Origin of the sequence: Saccharothrix sp. (genome assembly GCF_031180885.1) — a bacterium.
In the GTDB taxonomy this organism is placed as follows: domain Bacteria; phylum Actinomycetota; class Actinomycetes; order Mycobacteriales; family Pseudonocardiaceae; genus Actinosynnema.
This window is the reverse complement of the sequence record NZ_JAPSLK010000078.1, coordinates 14,539-29,329: the sequence shown is the minus strand read 5'-3', so window position 1 is coordinate 29,329 and position 14,791 is coordinate 14,539. Positions and strand designations below refer to the sequence as shown.

At 72.7% G+C, this 14,791-nt stretch carries 14 protein-coding genes and 2 pseudogenes; 9 read left to right on the top strand and 7 right to left on the bottom strand.

The features are described 5' to 3' along the window. A pseudogene (locus tag RIN75_RS40790) lies at nucleotides 1-655 on the bottom strand (hypothetical protein); the annotation flags it as partial. Between the two features lie 204 nt (nucleotides 656-859). Here RIN75_RS40790 and RIN75_RS40785 point away from each other — a divergent pair. The 8 genes from RIN75_RS40785 to eis are packed head-to-tail and all read left to right on the top strand — an operon-like array spanning nucleotide 860 to nucleotide 7,190. Beyond that, nucleotides 860-1,714, top strand: a complete 855-nt coding sequence (locus RIN75_RS40785) for a fumarylacetoacetate hydrolase family protein (protein WP_309117476.1) — start codon at nucleotides 860-862, stop codon at nucleotides 1,712-1,714. Between the two features lie 38 nt (nucleotides 1,715-1,752). Beyond that, on the top strand, nucleotides 1,753-2,634 hold the full coding sequence (locus RIN75_RS40780) for an acetaldehyde dehydrogenase (acetylating) (RefSeq protein WP_309117475.1): 882 nt from the start codon (nucleotides 1,753-1,755) through the stop codon (nucleotides 2,632-2,634). After that, the gene (gene dmpG, locus RIN75_RS40775; RefSeq protein WP_309117474.1) at nucleotides 2,634-3,722 is read left to right on the top strand and encodes a 4-hydroxy-2-oxovalerate aldolase; all 1,089 of its coding nucleotides are present in this window, start codon (nucleotides 2,634-2,636) and stop codon (nucleotides 3,720-3,722) included. The genes RIN75_RS40780 and dmpG overlap by 1 nt, the downstream gene beginning before the upstream one ends. Continuing rightward, entirely contained in the window at nucleotides 3,719-4,312 is a 594-nt protein-coding gene (locus RIN75_RS40770; RefSeq protein ID WP_309117473.1) for a 3-oxoacyl-[acyl-carrier-protein] synthase III C-terminal domain-containing protein, read from the top strand. Before dmpG ends, RIN75_RS40770 begins: the two co-directional genes overlap by 4 nt. 27 nt (nucleotides 4,313-4,339) lie before the next feature. Further along, nucleotides 4,340-4,579, top strand: a complete 240-nt coding sequence (locus RIN75_RS40765; RefSeq protein ID WP_309117472.1) for an acyl carrier protein — start codon at nucleotides 4,340-4,342, stop codon at nucleotides 4,577-4,579. Further along, nucleotides 4,576-5,430: a CoA ester lyase gene (locus tag RIN75_RS40760; protein WP_309117471.1), complete on the top strand. Its 855-nt coding sequence runs from the start codon at nucleotides 4,576-4,578 to the stop codon at nucleotides 5,428-5,430. Before RIN75_RS40765 ends, RIN75_RS40760 begins: the two co-directional genes overlap by 4 nt. Further along, nucleotides 5,427-5,999 (top strand): MaoC family dehydratase, encoded by a 573-nt coding sequence (locus RIN75_RS40755; protein WP_309117470.1) that lies wholly within the window; start codon nucleotides 5,427-5,429, stop codon nucleotides 5,997-5,999. The genes RIN75_RS40760 and RIN75_RS40755 overlap by 4 nt, the downstream gene beginning before the upstream one ends. A gap of 12 nt (nucleotides 6,000-6,011) precedes the next feature. Further along, on the top strand, nucleotides 6,012-7,190 hold the full coding sequence (gene eis, locus RIN75_RS40750) for a GNAT family N-acetyltransferase (RefSeq protein WP_309117469.1): 1,179 nt from the start codon (nucleotides 6,012-6,014) through the stop codon (nucleotides 7,188-7,190). Between the two features lie 535 nt (nucleotides 7,191-7,725). Here the strand turns inward: eis and RIN75_RS40745 are convergent. Beyond that, on the bottom strand, nucleotides 7,726-8,466 hold the full coding sequence (locus RIN75_RS40745) for a pentapeptide repeat-containing protein (protein ID WP_309117468.1): 741 nt from the start codon (nucleotides 8,464-8,466) through the stop codon (nucleotides 7,726-7,728). 625 nt (nucleotides 8,467-9,091) lie between these two features. Here RIN75_RS40745 and RIN75_RS40740 point away from each other — a divergent pair. Continuing rightward, nucleotides 9,092-10,279 (top strand): annotated as a pseudogene (locus RIN75_RS40740) (IS256 family transposase); the annotation flags it as partial. A gap of 379 nt (nucleotides 10,280-10,658) precedes the next feature. On the opposite strand, the gene RIN75_RS40735 reads toward RIN75_RS40740, so the two are convergent. The 5 genes from RIN75_RS40735 to RIN75_RS40715 form a co-directional block, all read right to left on the bottom strand. Then, nucleotides 10,659-11,843 carry a methyltransferase domain-containing protein gene (locus RIN75_RS40735; RefSeq protein ID WP_309117467.1) on the bottom strand — a complete coding sequence of 395 codons (1,185 nt, stop codon included), beginning with the start codon at nucleotides 11,841-11,843 and terminating at the stop codon, nucleotides 10,659-10,661. After that, nucleotides 11,840-12,796 carry an ATP-grasp ribosomal peptide maturase gene (tgmB, locus tag RIN75_RS40730; RefSeq protein ID WP_309117466.1) on the bottom strand — a complete coding sequence of 319 codons (957 nt, stop codon included), beginning with the start codon at nucleotides 12,794-12,796 and terminating at the stop codon, nucleotides 11,840-11,842. The genes RIN75_RS40735 and tgmB overlap by 4 nt, the downstream gene beginning before the upstream one ends. Continuing rightward, nucleotides 12,796-13,125: a putative ATP-grasp-modified RiPP gene (tgmA, locus tag RIN75_RS40725; protein ID WP_309117465.1), complete on the bottom strand. Its 330-nt coding sequence runs from the start codon at nucleotides 13,123-13,125 to the stop codon at nucleotides 12,796-12,798. Before tgmA ends, tgmB begins: the two co-directional genes overlap by 1 nt. A 215-nt stretch (nucleotides 13,126-13,340) precedes the next feature. Next, complete coding sequence (locus RIN75_RS40720; protein ID WP_309117464.1) at nucleotides 13,341-14,327, bottom strand: pentapeptide repeat-containing protein; 987 nt, start codon at nucleotides 14,325-14,327, stop codon at nucleotides 13,341-13,343. A 3-nt stretch (nucleotides 14,328-14,330) separates the two neighbouring features. Further along, on the bottom strand, nucleotides 14,331-14,729 hold the full coding sequence (locus tag RIN75_RS40715) for a hypothetical protein (RefSeq protein ID WP_309117463.1): 399 nt from the start codon (nucleotides 14,727-14,729) through the stop codon (nucleotides 14,331-14,333). Nucleotides 14,730-14,791: the final 62 nt, after the last annotated feature.

Here is a 14,791-nt window from a genome sequence, read left to right as displayed (position 1 = left end):
GGCTGGCAGCGGAGAGCATTTCGCGGCGGACGTCGTCGGTGCGGAATCGGCCCCGGCACAGCGGGGCGACGTCGTCGCGCAGGTAGGTCAGCAGGGCGGTGCGGCCGTGGTGTCCACCGTGCCGTTCATCCAGCACGGTCAGCGCGCCGATCATGTCGCGCACAGCCTGGACTTCCGCCATGCCGACGGTGTGGCCGGTGCGCACCGCGGCGGCGGTGCGGGCGACGGCGTCGTGCAGGTGGTGCAGGGGCAGGGCGGCGGCGGCCACCGAATAGGCGGAGTGCAGCAGGAAGCGGCGCCGGTCCAACTCGACCCTCCAGATCGACTCCAACGTCTCGAACGGGTCGCCCGCGAGGGTCAACCCGATCAAGGCATCGTCGCCGGGTTCGTCGTCGGCCGCCAGACCGAGATCTCGGGGGGACAGCAGGCGTCCCAGGCGACGGGAGAGGGCGGCGGCCAGGTAGCGGCCGGTGTCGGCGCGTGGGGTCGATCCGGAGATCCAATGCTCGACGGCGGACTTGTTGGTGCGCAGTGCCACGCCGTTCTCGGCCGCGACGGCGCGCACCGCCGAGGCCAGGGCCTGGTAGGTCAGGCCGGATTCGGCGACGAGGTCGCGTAAGCGCCGGTTGGCTGGTCGTGCCGTGCCGATGGTCATGAGCCCCCGCCTCTATACCTGCTATACCGGTTGCCCTGCGCGACACCGTACCGCTGACGGCACGTAGCCGATTGACTACACACCGGGCCTAGTCGGGTGAACGTCGCAGGTCAGCGAGTCAAGCCGACGAGGCCCGCGGGTGGCACGCAGAAATGCGGACGCGGCCGCCGCACCCAGCCCGAGCACCGCCGACCGGAGGGCAGCATGACGCACCCGGACCTGGACACCCGATCCGAAACGACCGACCCCTTGCCCGGCCAGTTCGACTGCCCGGAAGCCCGGCCGGCCGCGCGGTGGATCACGGAGGAAGCGCGCTTGCTCGCGGCCGCGCAGCGCGACCGGCGTGCGGTGACGCCGTCGGCCGCACGCCACCCGCGCCTCACGTTGGCCGATGCCTACCGGGTACAGGCGGCCGGGATCGAGCTGCGGGTGGCGGGCGGCGCGCGGCCGGTCGGGCACAAGGTCGGGCTGACCTCGCAGGCGATGCAGGCGCAGATGGGCGTGGCCGAGCCGGACTCCGGGGTGCTGCTGGACCGGATGGTCCTGCCCGACGGCGGCGAACTGGACGTCGGGGAGTTCCTGGCGCCCCGGGTGGAGGCTGAGATCGCGTTCCGGCTGGGCGAGGACCTGTGCGGCGGCGTCGACACGGCGACCGCGCGGGGCGCGGTGGCCCAGGTGCTGCTGGCGCTGGAGGTCATTGACACCCGCTTCGGGAGCTGGCGGATCGGGCTGGTCGACAGCGTCGCCGACAACGCCTCGTGCGCGCGGGTGGTGCTCGGCGAGGCCGTCGCCCCGAGTGAGTTCGAGCTGGCCGACGCGCAGATCGTCCTCGACGTCGACGGCGTGCCCACCGCCGCGGGCGCGGGCCGGGCGGTGCTGGGCGACCCACTGGCCGCGCTGGTGTGGCTGGCGCGGCGGCTGGAGGAGTTCGGCGGCGGGCTGCGCGCCGGGGACCTGGTGTTGGCCGGGGCGGTGCACGCCAGCGTCGAGCTGCGCGCCGGGACCGAGGTCCGCGCGCACTGCCCGCACCTGCCCGCCGTGCACCTGCGGGTCCGATGACCACCCGCACGACCACCGCTGCGACAAGGGAGAACGGCATGGGAACGGGCACGCCCGCGCGGGTCGCGGTGCTGGGCGCCGGGCTGATCGGCCTGGACCTGGTCGACAAGATCGGCCGGTCGCCGGGGTTGGAGTGTGTGCTGGTCGTGGGCCGTGACCGCGAGTCGGCGGGGCTGCGGCGGGCGATGGCGATGGGCTGCGAGGTTACCGACGGCGGGATCGAGGCCCTGCTGCACACCGGAGCGGACGTCGAGGTGGTGTTCGACGCCTCCAACGCCGACGCCCACGCCCGCCACTGGCAAGCGCTGGAGCCAACCGGGGCGACGCTGATCGACCTGACCCCGGCGCGGCTCGGCGAGATGATCGTGCCCACCGTCAACGGCCGCGAGGCGCTGGACCGGCGGCATCTGAGCCTGGTGAGCTGCGGCGGTCAGGCCGCCGTGCCGGTCCTGCACGCCGTGGCAGGGCATACCACCCTGGACTACGTCGAGGTCGTGTGCACCGCGGCGTCGGGCACCGCGGGCCGCGCGACCCGGCTCAACATCGACGACTACCTGGCCACCACCCGCGACGCCGTGCGGCGCTTCAGCGGTGCGGCCGAGGTCAAGGTGATGGCCAACCTCTCCCCCGCGCGGCCAGCGCCGCCGTTCCGGGTCGCGGTGACCGTCCTGACCAGCGCTGCCCCGCGCGACGCGATCAGCGCTGCGGTCGCCGACGCCGCCCGCCGGGTGCGGGAGTTCGCGCCGGGCTACCAGGTGTCGTCGTGTGCGGTCACCGACGAGCGGGTCTCGGTGGCGGTGCAGGTCGACGCCGCCGGCGACCGGCTGCCCCGGCACGCGGGCAACCTCGACATCATCACCGCGGCCGCCGTGCTGCTGGGCGAGCAGCACGCCGCCGCCCGAGCGGGAGGACGCCGCTGATGCCCACCACCACCCCGGCTCTCGAACCGGCCACCGACGGCAAGCCCGTGGCCGGGACGGCCGCGCCCGAGGCGTCGGCGCTGCCGGTGCTGTTGCACGACCCGACCCTGCGCGACGGGCACCACGCCGTGCGCCACCGGCTCGACCGTGACCAGTTACGGGCCTACGCCGCCGCCGCCGACGCCGCCGGGGTCCCGGTGCTCGAAGTCGGGCACGGCAACGGCCTGGGCGCCTCGTCGTTACAGATCGGGCGGGCGCTGCTGTCCGACGCGGTCATGCTCGACACCGTCCGTGCCGAACTGGAGCGCACCCGGTTGGGCGTGTTCCTCGCACCGGGCTGGGGCACCGCCGCCGACCTGCGCGCAGCGGTCGCCCGCGGCGCGACGGTGGTGCGGGTCGCGGCGCACTGCACCGAGGCCGACGTCACCGAACGCCACATCGGCGTCGCGGCCGACCTCGGGGCCGAACCGCACGGCGTGCTGCTGATGAGCCACATGACCAGCCCGCTGCGCCTGGCCGAGCAGTGCGCGCTGCTGGTGCGGTTCGGAGCCCGCGCGGTCGGGTTCTACGACTCCGCCGGGCACTACCTGCCCGCCGACGTCACCGAACGGGTCACCGCGATCCGCGCGGCCGTCGGCGCGGAGGTGCCGGTGATCTTCCACGGGCACAACAACCTCGGCCTGGCCGTGGCCAACTCGCTCGCCGCAGTGGCCGCCGGGGCCCGGATCATCGACGCCACGGCGCGCGGGTTCGGAGCTGGAGCCGGCAACACCCCCATCGAGGTCTTGGCCGCCCTGCTGGAACGCACCGGCCACGAGACCGGCATCGAGCTGCGGGCGCTGCTGCGCGCCGCCGACCTCGCCGAGCAGGCATTGATGCCCGCGCCGCCGACGATCGACACGGTCAGCCTGGTCAGCGGCCTGGCCGGGGTGTTCTCCGGGTTCAAGACCCCGGTCCTCGCGGCCGCCGAGCAGCACGGCGTCGACCCGGTCGAGCTGTTCTTCGCCCTGGGCGACCGGCAGGTCGTCGCCGGCCAGGAGGACCTGATCGCCGAGGTCGCCGCCGGCCTCGGGAAGGCATTCCGGTGAGCAGCCACCACTGCGCCCCGCGCGGCGAGCGCACGGCGGCGGTGCTGTGCGGGGTCGGCGCAGCCACGCCGACCGGCGTGGTGACCAATCACGACCCGGGTGCCCCGCCGGGGGCCACCGACGACTGGATCAGCAGCCGCACCGGCGTCACCACCCGCCACGTCACACAGAGCGAGAGCACCGAGGACCTGGCCGTCGTGGCGGCAACCCGGGCGCCGCCAGGCCGGCCCGGCGCGCTGGCGACGCGCGGCCAGGAGGCGTTTCGCCACGCCGTGGACCGCATGACCAGCGCCTCCATCGACGCCGCATCCGCCGCCCGGTGGCGACTCGACCAGGTCGACCGGTTCGTGCCGCACCAGGCCAATGGCCGCATCACCGACTTTGCAGCCAACCGACTCCCGATCCCCGACCGGCGGCGTCCGCACGACATCGAGACCGTCGGCAACACCGGCGCCGCATCGATCCCGCTGCTGCTCGCCCACACCGCCGACGCCGGGAACCTCGTCGCCGGGCACCGGCTGCTGCGCACCGCCTTCGGAGCCGGGCCGACCCGGGGTGCGGCCACCTTGACCTGGCCCGATTTGACCTGACCACCACCACGAAGGAGGACCACCGCCGTGAACGCCGAACTGATCAAGATCCTCAGCGCCGACATCCGCGTATCGGAGGACCTGCTGGTCCCCGACACGTCCCTGGACGAGGCCGGGGTCGACTCGTTGGCCGTGGTCGAACTGTCGGTACTGCTGACCGAACGGCTCGGCATCACCGTCGCCGACGAGGACATCGCCCGCGCGGCCACCCTCGGCGACATCGACCGCCTGGTGGTCGACCAGCTCGAAGGGCACGGCGGCCGATGAACACCGCCGCCTGCGCGACGCCCCGACCGGGCCGGGTGTGGATCATCACCCCCGCGATCAGACACGAACGCTTCGCCGCAGCCCTGACCAGCACCGCCGACGTCGCAATGGCCGACCTGGAGGACTCCGTCGCCCCCGCCGACAAGCCCGCCGCCCGCGACAGCGTCCCCCGCTTCCTGGGCCAGCAGCCCACGGCCGGGCCGGTGCGCGGCGTACGGATCAACGCCACCACCACCCGTGACGGACTGGCCGACCTGCTCGCGCTGGCCGCCTGCCCCCGCCGCGCGGACGTCGTGCTGATCCCCAAGGTCGAAGCCGCCCGCGACATCGAGATCGCCGCCGCCGCCCTGGACACCGCCACCCACACCCCGCACCTGTGGGCGCTGATCGAGACCCCGCGCGCCCTGGCGAACCTCGCGAGCATCGTCGCCGCGCCGCGCCTGGGCGGGGTGGTGTTCGGCTCCGCCGACTACGCCGCCACCGTGGGCTGCGGCCTGGACTGGGACGCGCTGCTGCACGCCCGCGCCACCGTCGTCACCGCCGCGGCCGCCGCCGGGCTGCCCGCCGTCGACGCGCCGGCTTTCGACCTGCACGACCTCGACGGCCTGCGCCGCGAAGCCCAAGCGGCCAAAAAGTTGGGCTTCTACGGCAAGGGCGCGGTGCACCCCGGCCACGTCGAGATCCTGCGCCGGGTGTTCACCCCCACCGACGCCCAGATCGCCCACGCCCGCGCCGTCCTCGCCGCCGAGGCCGCCAGCGGCGGCGGCATCACCAGCGTCGACGGGCACATGGTCGGCCCGCCGTTCTTCGCCGCCGCGCACGCCCTGCTCGCCGAGGTCGACCGGCGATGACCGGCACCGACCACCACACCCCGGCGGCGGAAGTCCGCGTCGACGGCCCGCTCCCGCCCGGCTACCGGCGCGTCGCCACCGGGCGGGTCCGGGAGGTCGTCGGGCTCGGCTACCACGAGTTCACCGTCGGACTGATCATCGAGCACCGGCCCGGGCGGACCGTCACCGACACCGACAACCTGCTGGGCACGATGCTCACCGGCAACCCCGCCCCGATCCACACCGACGCCCACTACGCCGCCCAGACCCCGTGGGGCCGGATCCTGGTGTGCTCCGCCGTGACCCTGGGCATCGTCGCCGGGATGACCGTGCGCAGCACCAGCGGCCTGACCACCGCCAACCTCGGCCTGGACGAGGTCCGCTTCACCCGCCCCGTCTTCGTCGGCGACACCCTCTACGCCGACACCGAGATCCTCTCCCTCCGCCCGTCAAACAGCCGTCCCGACGACGGGATCGTCACCTGCGCCACCACCGCCCACAACCAGCACGGCGAGCAGGTGCTGCGCTACCGGCGCACCTTCCTGGTCCCCCGCGACCCCGACCGCGTCCGCGACGCCACCCACTACTAGCCGGAGGCCCCGTTGACCGCGCTGACCTTCACCACCGGCCACGACGACGAGGACCTGCGCGAGCAGTTCACCGCCGTCGCCACCCGCAGCTACGGCCACCCCGTCGCCGACATCGACCACCTGCGCGACCACGCCGACCTGCGCGTCGCCGTGCGCGACGGCCGCGTCGTCGCCGGCGGCCTAGGCCTGCTGGTCGACCAGTTCTTCGGCGGCAACCCCGTGCCCAGCGCCTGCCTGGCAGCCGGATGCGTCGCCCCCGAGGAACGCGGCGACCAACTCGCCGCGCACATGGTCGCCGAACGCCTCGCCCCCCTGCGCGAGCAGGGCGCGGTGATCTCGACGGTCTCCACCGTCGCCAACGGCTACGCCCGCCGCCTCGGCTGGCAGGCCCCCACCCCGGTAGTGGCATGGTCGGTCACCACCGACGACCTGCGCCGCTCCTTCCCCGACCACCACGACCTCGACATCGACCACGGCCTCACCGCCGAGGCCCGCGACCTGCAACGCGACCTCGCCCGCCACCACAACGCCCCCGTCGACCGCCCAGACTGGTGGTGGGACTGGAAGACGCGCAAGAGCACGCTGGAGACCTACCGCTTCACCCCACCGGGCGGCACGACCTGCGGAGTGCTGACCCTGGCCACCTCACGCCGCGACCGGCACGGCATGACCCTGACCGTCCACGACTTCTGGGCCGCCGACCACGACACCACCCACGCCATGCTCGCCTTCCTCGGCGGCCACAACACCCGCGCCGCCACCATCGACTTCCGCCGCGGCGCCCTACCACCCCACCCCACCCTCGTACACAACCTGCACCGCTGCCGCATGACGGCCACCGCCTGGCACCCCTGGATGCTGCGCATCCTCGACACCGCCGCCGCCCTGCGCCGGCGCGGCTGGCCCGCCGACCTCGACACCAGCACCACCATCGAGGTCACCGCCACCGCCGACCACCCCGCCCAGCGGTACCACCTGCGCCTGGCCGACGGTCGCGCCGAAGTCGAACCCACCACCGCCCCTGCGGAGGTCACCTTCACCCCGCACCAGCTCGCCGTCTGGTACGCGGGCGGCTACCGCACCACCACCGCCGCCGACATCGCCGGCGTCCGCGCCGACAAACCCACCGCCCTGAGCACAGTCATCCGCGCCACCACCGCGCAGGAACCCTGGCTACCCGACCACTTCTGATCCCCACACCCCGAGCCGTTCATCCCGCGGCCGAAAACGGTCGGCGCACCGCCAACGTCGCACACCACGTCGCCCAGGGCAGGTCACGAACTTGGCGGTGGCGCCGCCAGCACCACAGGCACGGGGACCGGCCGTGCCCAGTCGTCGTCTTCGCCGGGTGCCGTGGTCCAGCCCTCCATCCAGACGTCGTTCCTGTCAGTGCCCGTCCTTAAATCGTTTTCCCTTGAGCGACAACGGTTACGAGTCCGAATGCCGTGTTCGACCGGGTAGGGGCGGTGTTCGGTGGGTGTGTGCTCTGGTCGACGCGTCCGGGGTCTTGCTCCGGTCGGTGGGCGGGGCTCGTGGTGGGTGGATGGACGCTTCTAGCGTGGTCGCCCGGCAAACGCCGTCGCCGGCTCCTCCGGCGAGTTCAGCACCGCGTCCAACGCAGTCGTCACCTCGGCGAAACACGCTGACCGTCGCCTCGTCGCCGCCACCGAATCCGGCGCCGGTAACGACCAGCGCCCCCATCCTGATCATCGGTGCCGGACAGCCGTCACCACCACACCCCCCTGGTGCCGTCGTTGATCACGACGTCGATGATGACGGTCTTCTCGTCATGGTGCGCGCCCACAAGGTTCGCGTAGCTGAGGTCCGCGCCGATGAGGCTCGCGCCGGTGAGGTTTGCGTAACGAAGGTCCGCGCCGGTGAGGTCCGCGTAGCGAAGGTCCGCGTCGAAGAGGTTCGCACCGTGGACCGTAGCGCCGCGAAGGTTCGCGTCGCGAAGGTCCACGTGGGTGAGGTTCGCACCGTGGACCGTCGCGCCGCGAAGGTCCGCGTCGCGAAGGTCCGCGTGGGTGAGGTATGCATTGCGCAGGTTCGCGTTGGTTAGGTCCGCGCCGCTTAGGTACGCATTGCCCAAACAGGTGTTGTGCAGGTCGATTTGGGCCGTCTGGTCGTGGGTGCTGTCGCGGCGGCCCAGGACGGTGAGCGCGGCTTGGATGTCGGGGGCGACGTTGTAGGGCTCGGAGCAGGTAATCCCCGGTAGATCCGCCGACAAGTCAAAGACAGTGGTGGGTTGTGGTGTTGTGGTGCGGATGAAGGCGGAGAGGACCTCGACGACGGTCGGGTGGTCGCGAGGGGAGTCGCGGGCCAGGCGTTCCAGGGCGTAGATCGCGCCCAGGCGGGCCTGGAGGTGGTCGGTGCCGGTACGGTCGAGTTGGTCGACGGCCTTGGTGAACCGGTCGGTCAGCTGGCCCTGCCGGGTGGCCTCCAACGACCGGCCGGTGAAGTACACGCCGCCGGTGGCGGCTAAGGCGGCGAGCACCGCCGCCTTCGCGGTCCAGTTCCATGACCAGCTCGGGCGTAACCGCCGTCTGCGGCGATCGAGAGGGCGGCGCAGATGCGTAGGCCGCGCGACTCGCGGGAATGTAACCGCAGACTCGGCGCGCCGGGGACGAGGTGCTCGATAGAGGCTCATAGGTCGAGGGTGGCACCCACCGAGTCATGCGCGGTTCATCTGAGCAGCTTCACCTGCGTGTCGAGCCGCATGTATGCCGCATCTATTTGGTTTTGACGCGCACGAACCGTCCATGACGACACCCCACCGCCAGCGGACCTCCGGGCCACCATCCAAATGTCCACTCCAGATGATCAACCAGGGGTTTGAAGGCAGGTACTCAGGACGCATCGCCGCCCGCGCACCGAAAACATCGGCCGTAGCTGTGCCACCGAAGGGACTGTTTCAAGATCGGTGTGTCCGGCCCGACACGCCGGGCCTGGGGTCCGGCGGGATGGGCACTGTGAGTGATGACATCTGAGCTTGTGAGCGCACGCAAGAGCGAGACCGGGACCGGGACCGGGCGGCAACTGTCGCCGGAGCAGGCCGCCGCGGCGGCGATGGTGGCCGAGGCCAAAGCGCGGGGCTGGCGTTGACCGGCCCGGACGGCCTGCTCAAGCTGTTCACCAAGAACGTGCTGGAGACCGCCCTCGCCGAGGAGATGACCGAGCACCTCGGCCACGAGAAGAACCGCGCGGAACCCGGACGCGAGTCGACCAACGTGCGCAACGGCAGCCGGACCAAGACGGTGATTTCCGATGCGGCCGGCGAGGTGGAGATCGAGGTGCCCCGCGACCGGGAAGGCACCTTCGAACCACAGATCGTCAAGAAGCGGCAACGTCGCCTCACCGACGTCGACGAGATCGTGTTGTCGTTGTACGGCAAGGGGTTGACCACCGGTGAGATCTCGGCGCACTTCGCCGGGATCCACGGCGCCTCGGTGTCGAGGGAGACGGTCTCGCGCATCACCGACAAGGTGGTCGCGGAGATGAACGACTGGGCCGCCCGTCCGCTCGACGCCGTCTATGCGGCGGTGTTCCTCGACGCCATCGTGGTCAAGGTCCGCGACGGCCAGGTCGCCAACCGGCCGGTCTACGCCGCGATCGGCGTCACGGTGGACGGCCGCAAGGACGTGCTCGGATTGTGGGTGGGCACCGGCGGCGAGGGCGCCAAGTTCTGGATGAGCGTGCTGGTCGACCTGAAGAACCGCGGCGTGCACGACGTGTTCTTCCTCGTCTGCGACGGGCTCAAGGGGCTGCCGGAGGTGGTGGCGACCGTGTGGCCGCAGACCGTCGTGCAGACCTGTGTGGTGCATCTGATCCGCAACACCTTCCGGCTGGTGGCCCGGCAGGACTGGGACGCGGTGAAACGGGGCGTCACCCCGATCTACACCGCGCCCACCCCCGATGCGGCGGCCGCCGCGCTGGAGGACCTGGCGGAGAAGTGGGGGCGCAAGTACGGGGCGATGATCCGGTTGTGGCGCAACGCCTGGGACGAGTTCGTGCCCTTCCTCGGCTACGACGTCGAGATCCGGCGGATGATCTGTTCCACCAACGCGATCGAGTCGCTCAACGCCCGTTACCGCCGGGCGGTCCGCGCCCGTGGACATTTCCCGACCGAGCAGGCCGCGATGAAGTGTCTGTACCTTGTCACCCGCAGCCTCGACCCGACCGGAACGGGCCGCGCCAGGTGGACGATGCGCTGGAAGCCCGTGCTCAACGCCTTCGCCATCACATTCGGTGACCGCTGGCCGAACGCCGAAACCTACTGATCAACAACGCCGAACACACCGATCACGAGATAGACCCGTGGCGGGAATGGCGCAGTTGGCTCGCGCGACGGAGGGCGTGTTGGAGATTGCCGTCCGCGGTGCGGACGTACACCTGCTCACCGTCCGCGAGGACGTACCACCTGCCGCCGGTGATGGGGTGCCGGTTTCGACGTAGACCTCCGCGCCGGTCAGGTCGATGACGTCGTTGTCGTTCAGGCGCTTCCACACGAGCGGGAGTCCAAGAAGTCGCCGCCTGTTCGGCGCAGCGACTCGCACTCGTGTTCCCTCGGGCCGGGTTCGTCGGTGCCGGGACTGTGGTGGGCCCGCATCGTCGTCACGCCGCTCAAGGCTTGTCCCGGGCGACTGTCGAGGCCGTGGCTCAGCGATCCCCGGCGGCGTCGTGTCGGGTCAGGTCCCACCCGGTGGCGCCGTCGGGGGTGTCGAGCCACACGCGGTGGTGTCCGTCGGGTGTCACCGTCAGGCCGAGTCGGTCCCAGCCCGGCCGACCGAGGTCGTCCCAGCGCCGGTGGGCGCGTTCGACGGCGTCCCACAGCCTGACCGGGCCGGTCTGTCGCACGTCGCGGTCGCCGGTCGCCGGGTCGGGCTGGACGCGGACGGCGGCGCGGGAACCGTCCGGGGTGCCGAACACCGCCCACTGCGGGCCCTCGCCTGTGATGCCCCGGTGGCCGAAGGCGACCGGGCCCGGCAGCTCGGCCTGGGCGAGGAACCACGGCACGAGGCAGGACCACGGCGTCGGGTCCAGGCGGGTCGCCGAGCGGTGCCCGGCGACGGGCGCGGCGGCGGGGCTGAGGGCGGCGTCCGGGGGGTTGTCGGTGTCGCGGATGGCCATGAACGCGGCCCAGCGGGGCAGGAATCGGCCTTCCAGGCGGTCGGTGTGGCGGGTGAGCAGGACGAGGTTGCCGGCGTGGGTGGAGGGTTTGAGGTCGACCAGCACCAGGCCGCCCTCGCGCAGCTGGCCGGCCCACGCCCAGGGGACGGCGGGCAGGGAGCAGGTGGCGATGATCCGGTCGAAGGGCGCGTGCCCGGGCAGGCCGCGGGCGCCGTGCGCGGTGGCCAGGGTCGGGGGTGGCCCAAGTTGGGCGAGGCGGGCGCGGGCGGACTCGACCAGCGTCTCGTCGATGTCGACGGAGAACACCCGGTCCGGGCCCAGGCGGTGGGCGAGCAGGGCCGCGTTGTAGCCGGTGCCGGTGCCGATCTCCAGCACCCGGTGCCCGTCGTGGACGTCCAGGGTCTCCAGCATCCGGAGCATCAGGCCGGGTTTGGTCGAGGAGGAGACCGTGACCTGGTCGCCGTCGTGGGTTCGGGCGAGGGCGGTGACCAGGGGCTGGTTGCGGTAGACCTCGTCCAGCCACCCCTCGTCGCCGCAGGTCGTGGTGCTCCACCCGCCGTCGGGCCGTTGCCGGTGGAACACGGGGACGAACACGTGGCGCGGGGTGGCCTCGACGGCGGCGCGCCAGTCCGGCGAGCGCAGCGCGCCCTCGGCCGCGATCTCGTCGGCCAGCCTGCGCGCCAGCTCCCGCCAGCCGGTGGTGGTCGCGGTCACCGTGGTGCCTCCTTCGCCAGGAGGTCGGCCAGCGCCTCGGTGATCGGCGCCCGGATCTCCTGCTCGATCCACCCATACTGGCCGCCGGCGTTGCACTCCAGGAACACCCACTCGCCGTCCGGTCGGACGACGAAGTCGAACGCGCCGTAGAGCAGGCCCAGCGCGGCGCAGTAGGCCCGGACCCCGTCGGCGACGTGCGCCGGCGGGTCGATCCGCTGGTAGGACAGGGCCTGGTAGTCGGTGCGCCAGTCCACCCGGGCCTGCGCGGTCCGGGCGTGGATGGCGGCGGTGAACAGCCGCCGCCCGACCGCGATCACCCGGGCCTCGAATGCCTTGGGGACCCAGCGCTGGAACTGGTGGGCGGCGACCTCGACCCCCCGCAGGTCGGCCAGGTCGCCCCGGTCGAGCACGTGGGTGAAGGCGACCCTGCGGCCGTCGCGTTCGCGGACCGACGGCGCGCCCAGCGCCTTGGACACCGTGTCGCCCCGCGCGGCGAACCGCCGCACCGCCGCGGCGTGGTTGGTCACCAGGGTGGGCGCGACGGTCAGCCCGCAGCGCGCGGCGGTGACCAGCTGGACCGGCTTGTAGGAGGCGTCGGCGTGCCGGGCCGGGTGGTTGACCCACGTCACCGGCAGCGACGCCAACACCCCGCCCAACCCCAGCCGGCTCTCGGTCATGGCCCAGTGCCGCTCCACGGGCGACAACCCGGCAGGGAAGTCGAACGCGCCGGGGCTGCGGTACCAGACCGACCGCACCCCCTGCAGCACCACCGTCCGGCCGCCGGCGGACAGCGTGCCCTGCCACCGCCCGTCGCGCAGTTCGGCGTCCACCACGGCCGCCTGGGGGAACCAGGCCGTGTCGAACCGGGCGACCTGGACCTCTCGCTCGCCGAGCACCCTGATCATGCGGTCGGCGGTCAGGTCCAGCTCGGCGGCCAGGACCAGCACCGTCATCAGTCGTTGATCCAGTCCTCGGAGCTGGGCGGGTCCTCCCGGTCCACGGTCGCCGTCGTGTGCGCCGTCGGATCCCCGGCCACCGGGCCGTCGATCAACGGCACACCGGCGGCGTCGACCGCCTGCTGCCGCCCCGCGTCGTAGCGCCACGCCGGCAGGGCGCGACCGGGACGAGCCCGCACGGCCCGACGCAGCCCCCATGGCCGCACCCCGTCCGGCGACGGCACGTCCTCCGGCCCCGGAGCGACCCGCGATCGGGCCAACGCCAGCCGAGTCGCCGCCGGCGCCAGCGGACCGGACTCGGGAACCCCCACACCCTCCGCCGCCATCAAGCCGTCCCCTCCCACCTCGATGCCACGACCTGATCAGGGTGGTGCCCGCGTCGAGGGCCACGCGAGCCGCCAAAAGGTGAATGCACGTCGCCACGTCGAGGGCCTGGGCGGCCACAGGGCTCGACCGCCCTACCGGGCCGGACGTCGGACGTAGCCGTCGAGTCCGGCGATCCGCGCGCGCCCTCGCCCGTGCGCGAACAGCGACCGCGAGGCTAGGAAGGGTCGCGGGTAGGCAGGACGACCGGAATCGGCACCACCGGTACCCACTCGCCCTGCCCGTCCACCGGGCCGCCATCAGCAGTTCCAGACCAGCCAGGAGGCCATGAACCAGCCCCCGAGCCTCCCCGATCCCTCCGCGCCGTCGCACCCGCCATCACCACGGGCCGCTCGAACCAGGCCCCGCCGAACCTGGCGTCCCCGGCGAAGCTCGCCCCGCCGAACCAGGCGTCCCCGGCGAAGCTCGCCCCGCCGAACCAGGCGTCCCCGGCGAAGCTCGCCACGCCGAACCCGGCGGTCCCGGCGAAACTCGCCCCGCCGAACACAGCGGGCCCGGCGAAGCTCGCCACGCCGAACCATGCGGTCCCGGCGAAGCTCGCCTCGTCGAACCTGGCGTCCCCGGCGAAGCTCGCCCCATCGAACCATGCGGTCCCGGCGAAGCTCGCCCCATCGAACCATGCGGTCCCGGCGAAGCTCGCCTCGTCGAACCCGGCGTCCCTGGCGAAGCTCGCCCCGTCGAACACGGCGTCCCCGGCAAAGCTCGCCTCATCGAACACGGCGGTCCCGGCGAAGCTCGCTCCGACGAACCTGGCGGTCCCGGCGAAGCTCGCCCCGTTGAAGTGGGCGTGGCGTGGTCGGCATTGGGAAAAGTCGAAGTCGATGAGGGTGGCGCCGGTGAGCTCGAGGTCGGTGTCGGGCCAGAAGGTGTCCGGGCGGCGGCGTGGGTGGTCGCCGGGGTGCAGGTGGCGGGTGAGGATGCGTTGGGCGGTGAGCCGGACTTCGCGTTCCTGGCGTCGTTGCTCGTCGGTCGGGGTCGGTGCGGGTGTGGCGACGACGGCGCGGCGGATTGCGGCGGTCGTGGTCACCCGGCGGTGGGGGTTGCCACGTAGTCCGCCGGGCAGCCCGCCGAGTCGCCGGGTGCCGGGTTTGTCGGCCGGGGGTGTGTAGGGGGCGCGTAGGTAGGCGCACAGGACGTCGGCCACGACCTAGCGCTGGTCGGGGTTGTTCTGGGCGACGCGTTCCAGGGTGTAGAGCGCGCCGAGGCGGACGGCGGCCTTGTCGGAGCCGAGCTGTTCGACGGCTTTGACGTACTGGTCGGTCAGTCGGCGTTCGGCGGCGTCGTGCTCGGTGGCCCACTGCCGCCGCCACGCCAGCACCAGCGTCATGATCGCCCCGGTGCCGGCGCCGACGGCCAGCGCGGTGCGGATCAGGTCCAGCCGGGCCGCCGAGGTCGAATGGTCCAGCACCAGCAGGAACACCACCATCGCCGCCGCGGTGACCACCAGCACCGGCACCACGATCACCAACGCCGGCCGCCACCACGATCCCGCCGGCAGCCGCATCATCCCGCGCCGGCCGGGCCCACGCCGCTTACGTCCGATCACACCCGGAATCATCCCGCACCACCATCATCGCGTTACCGGACGATCGCGCCGCGCCGCCGGTG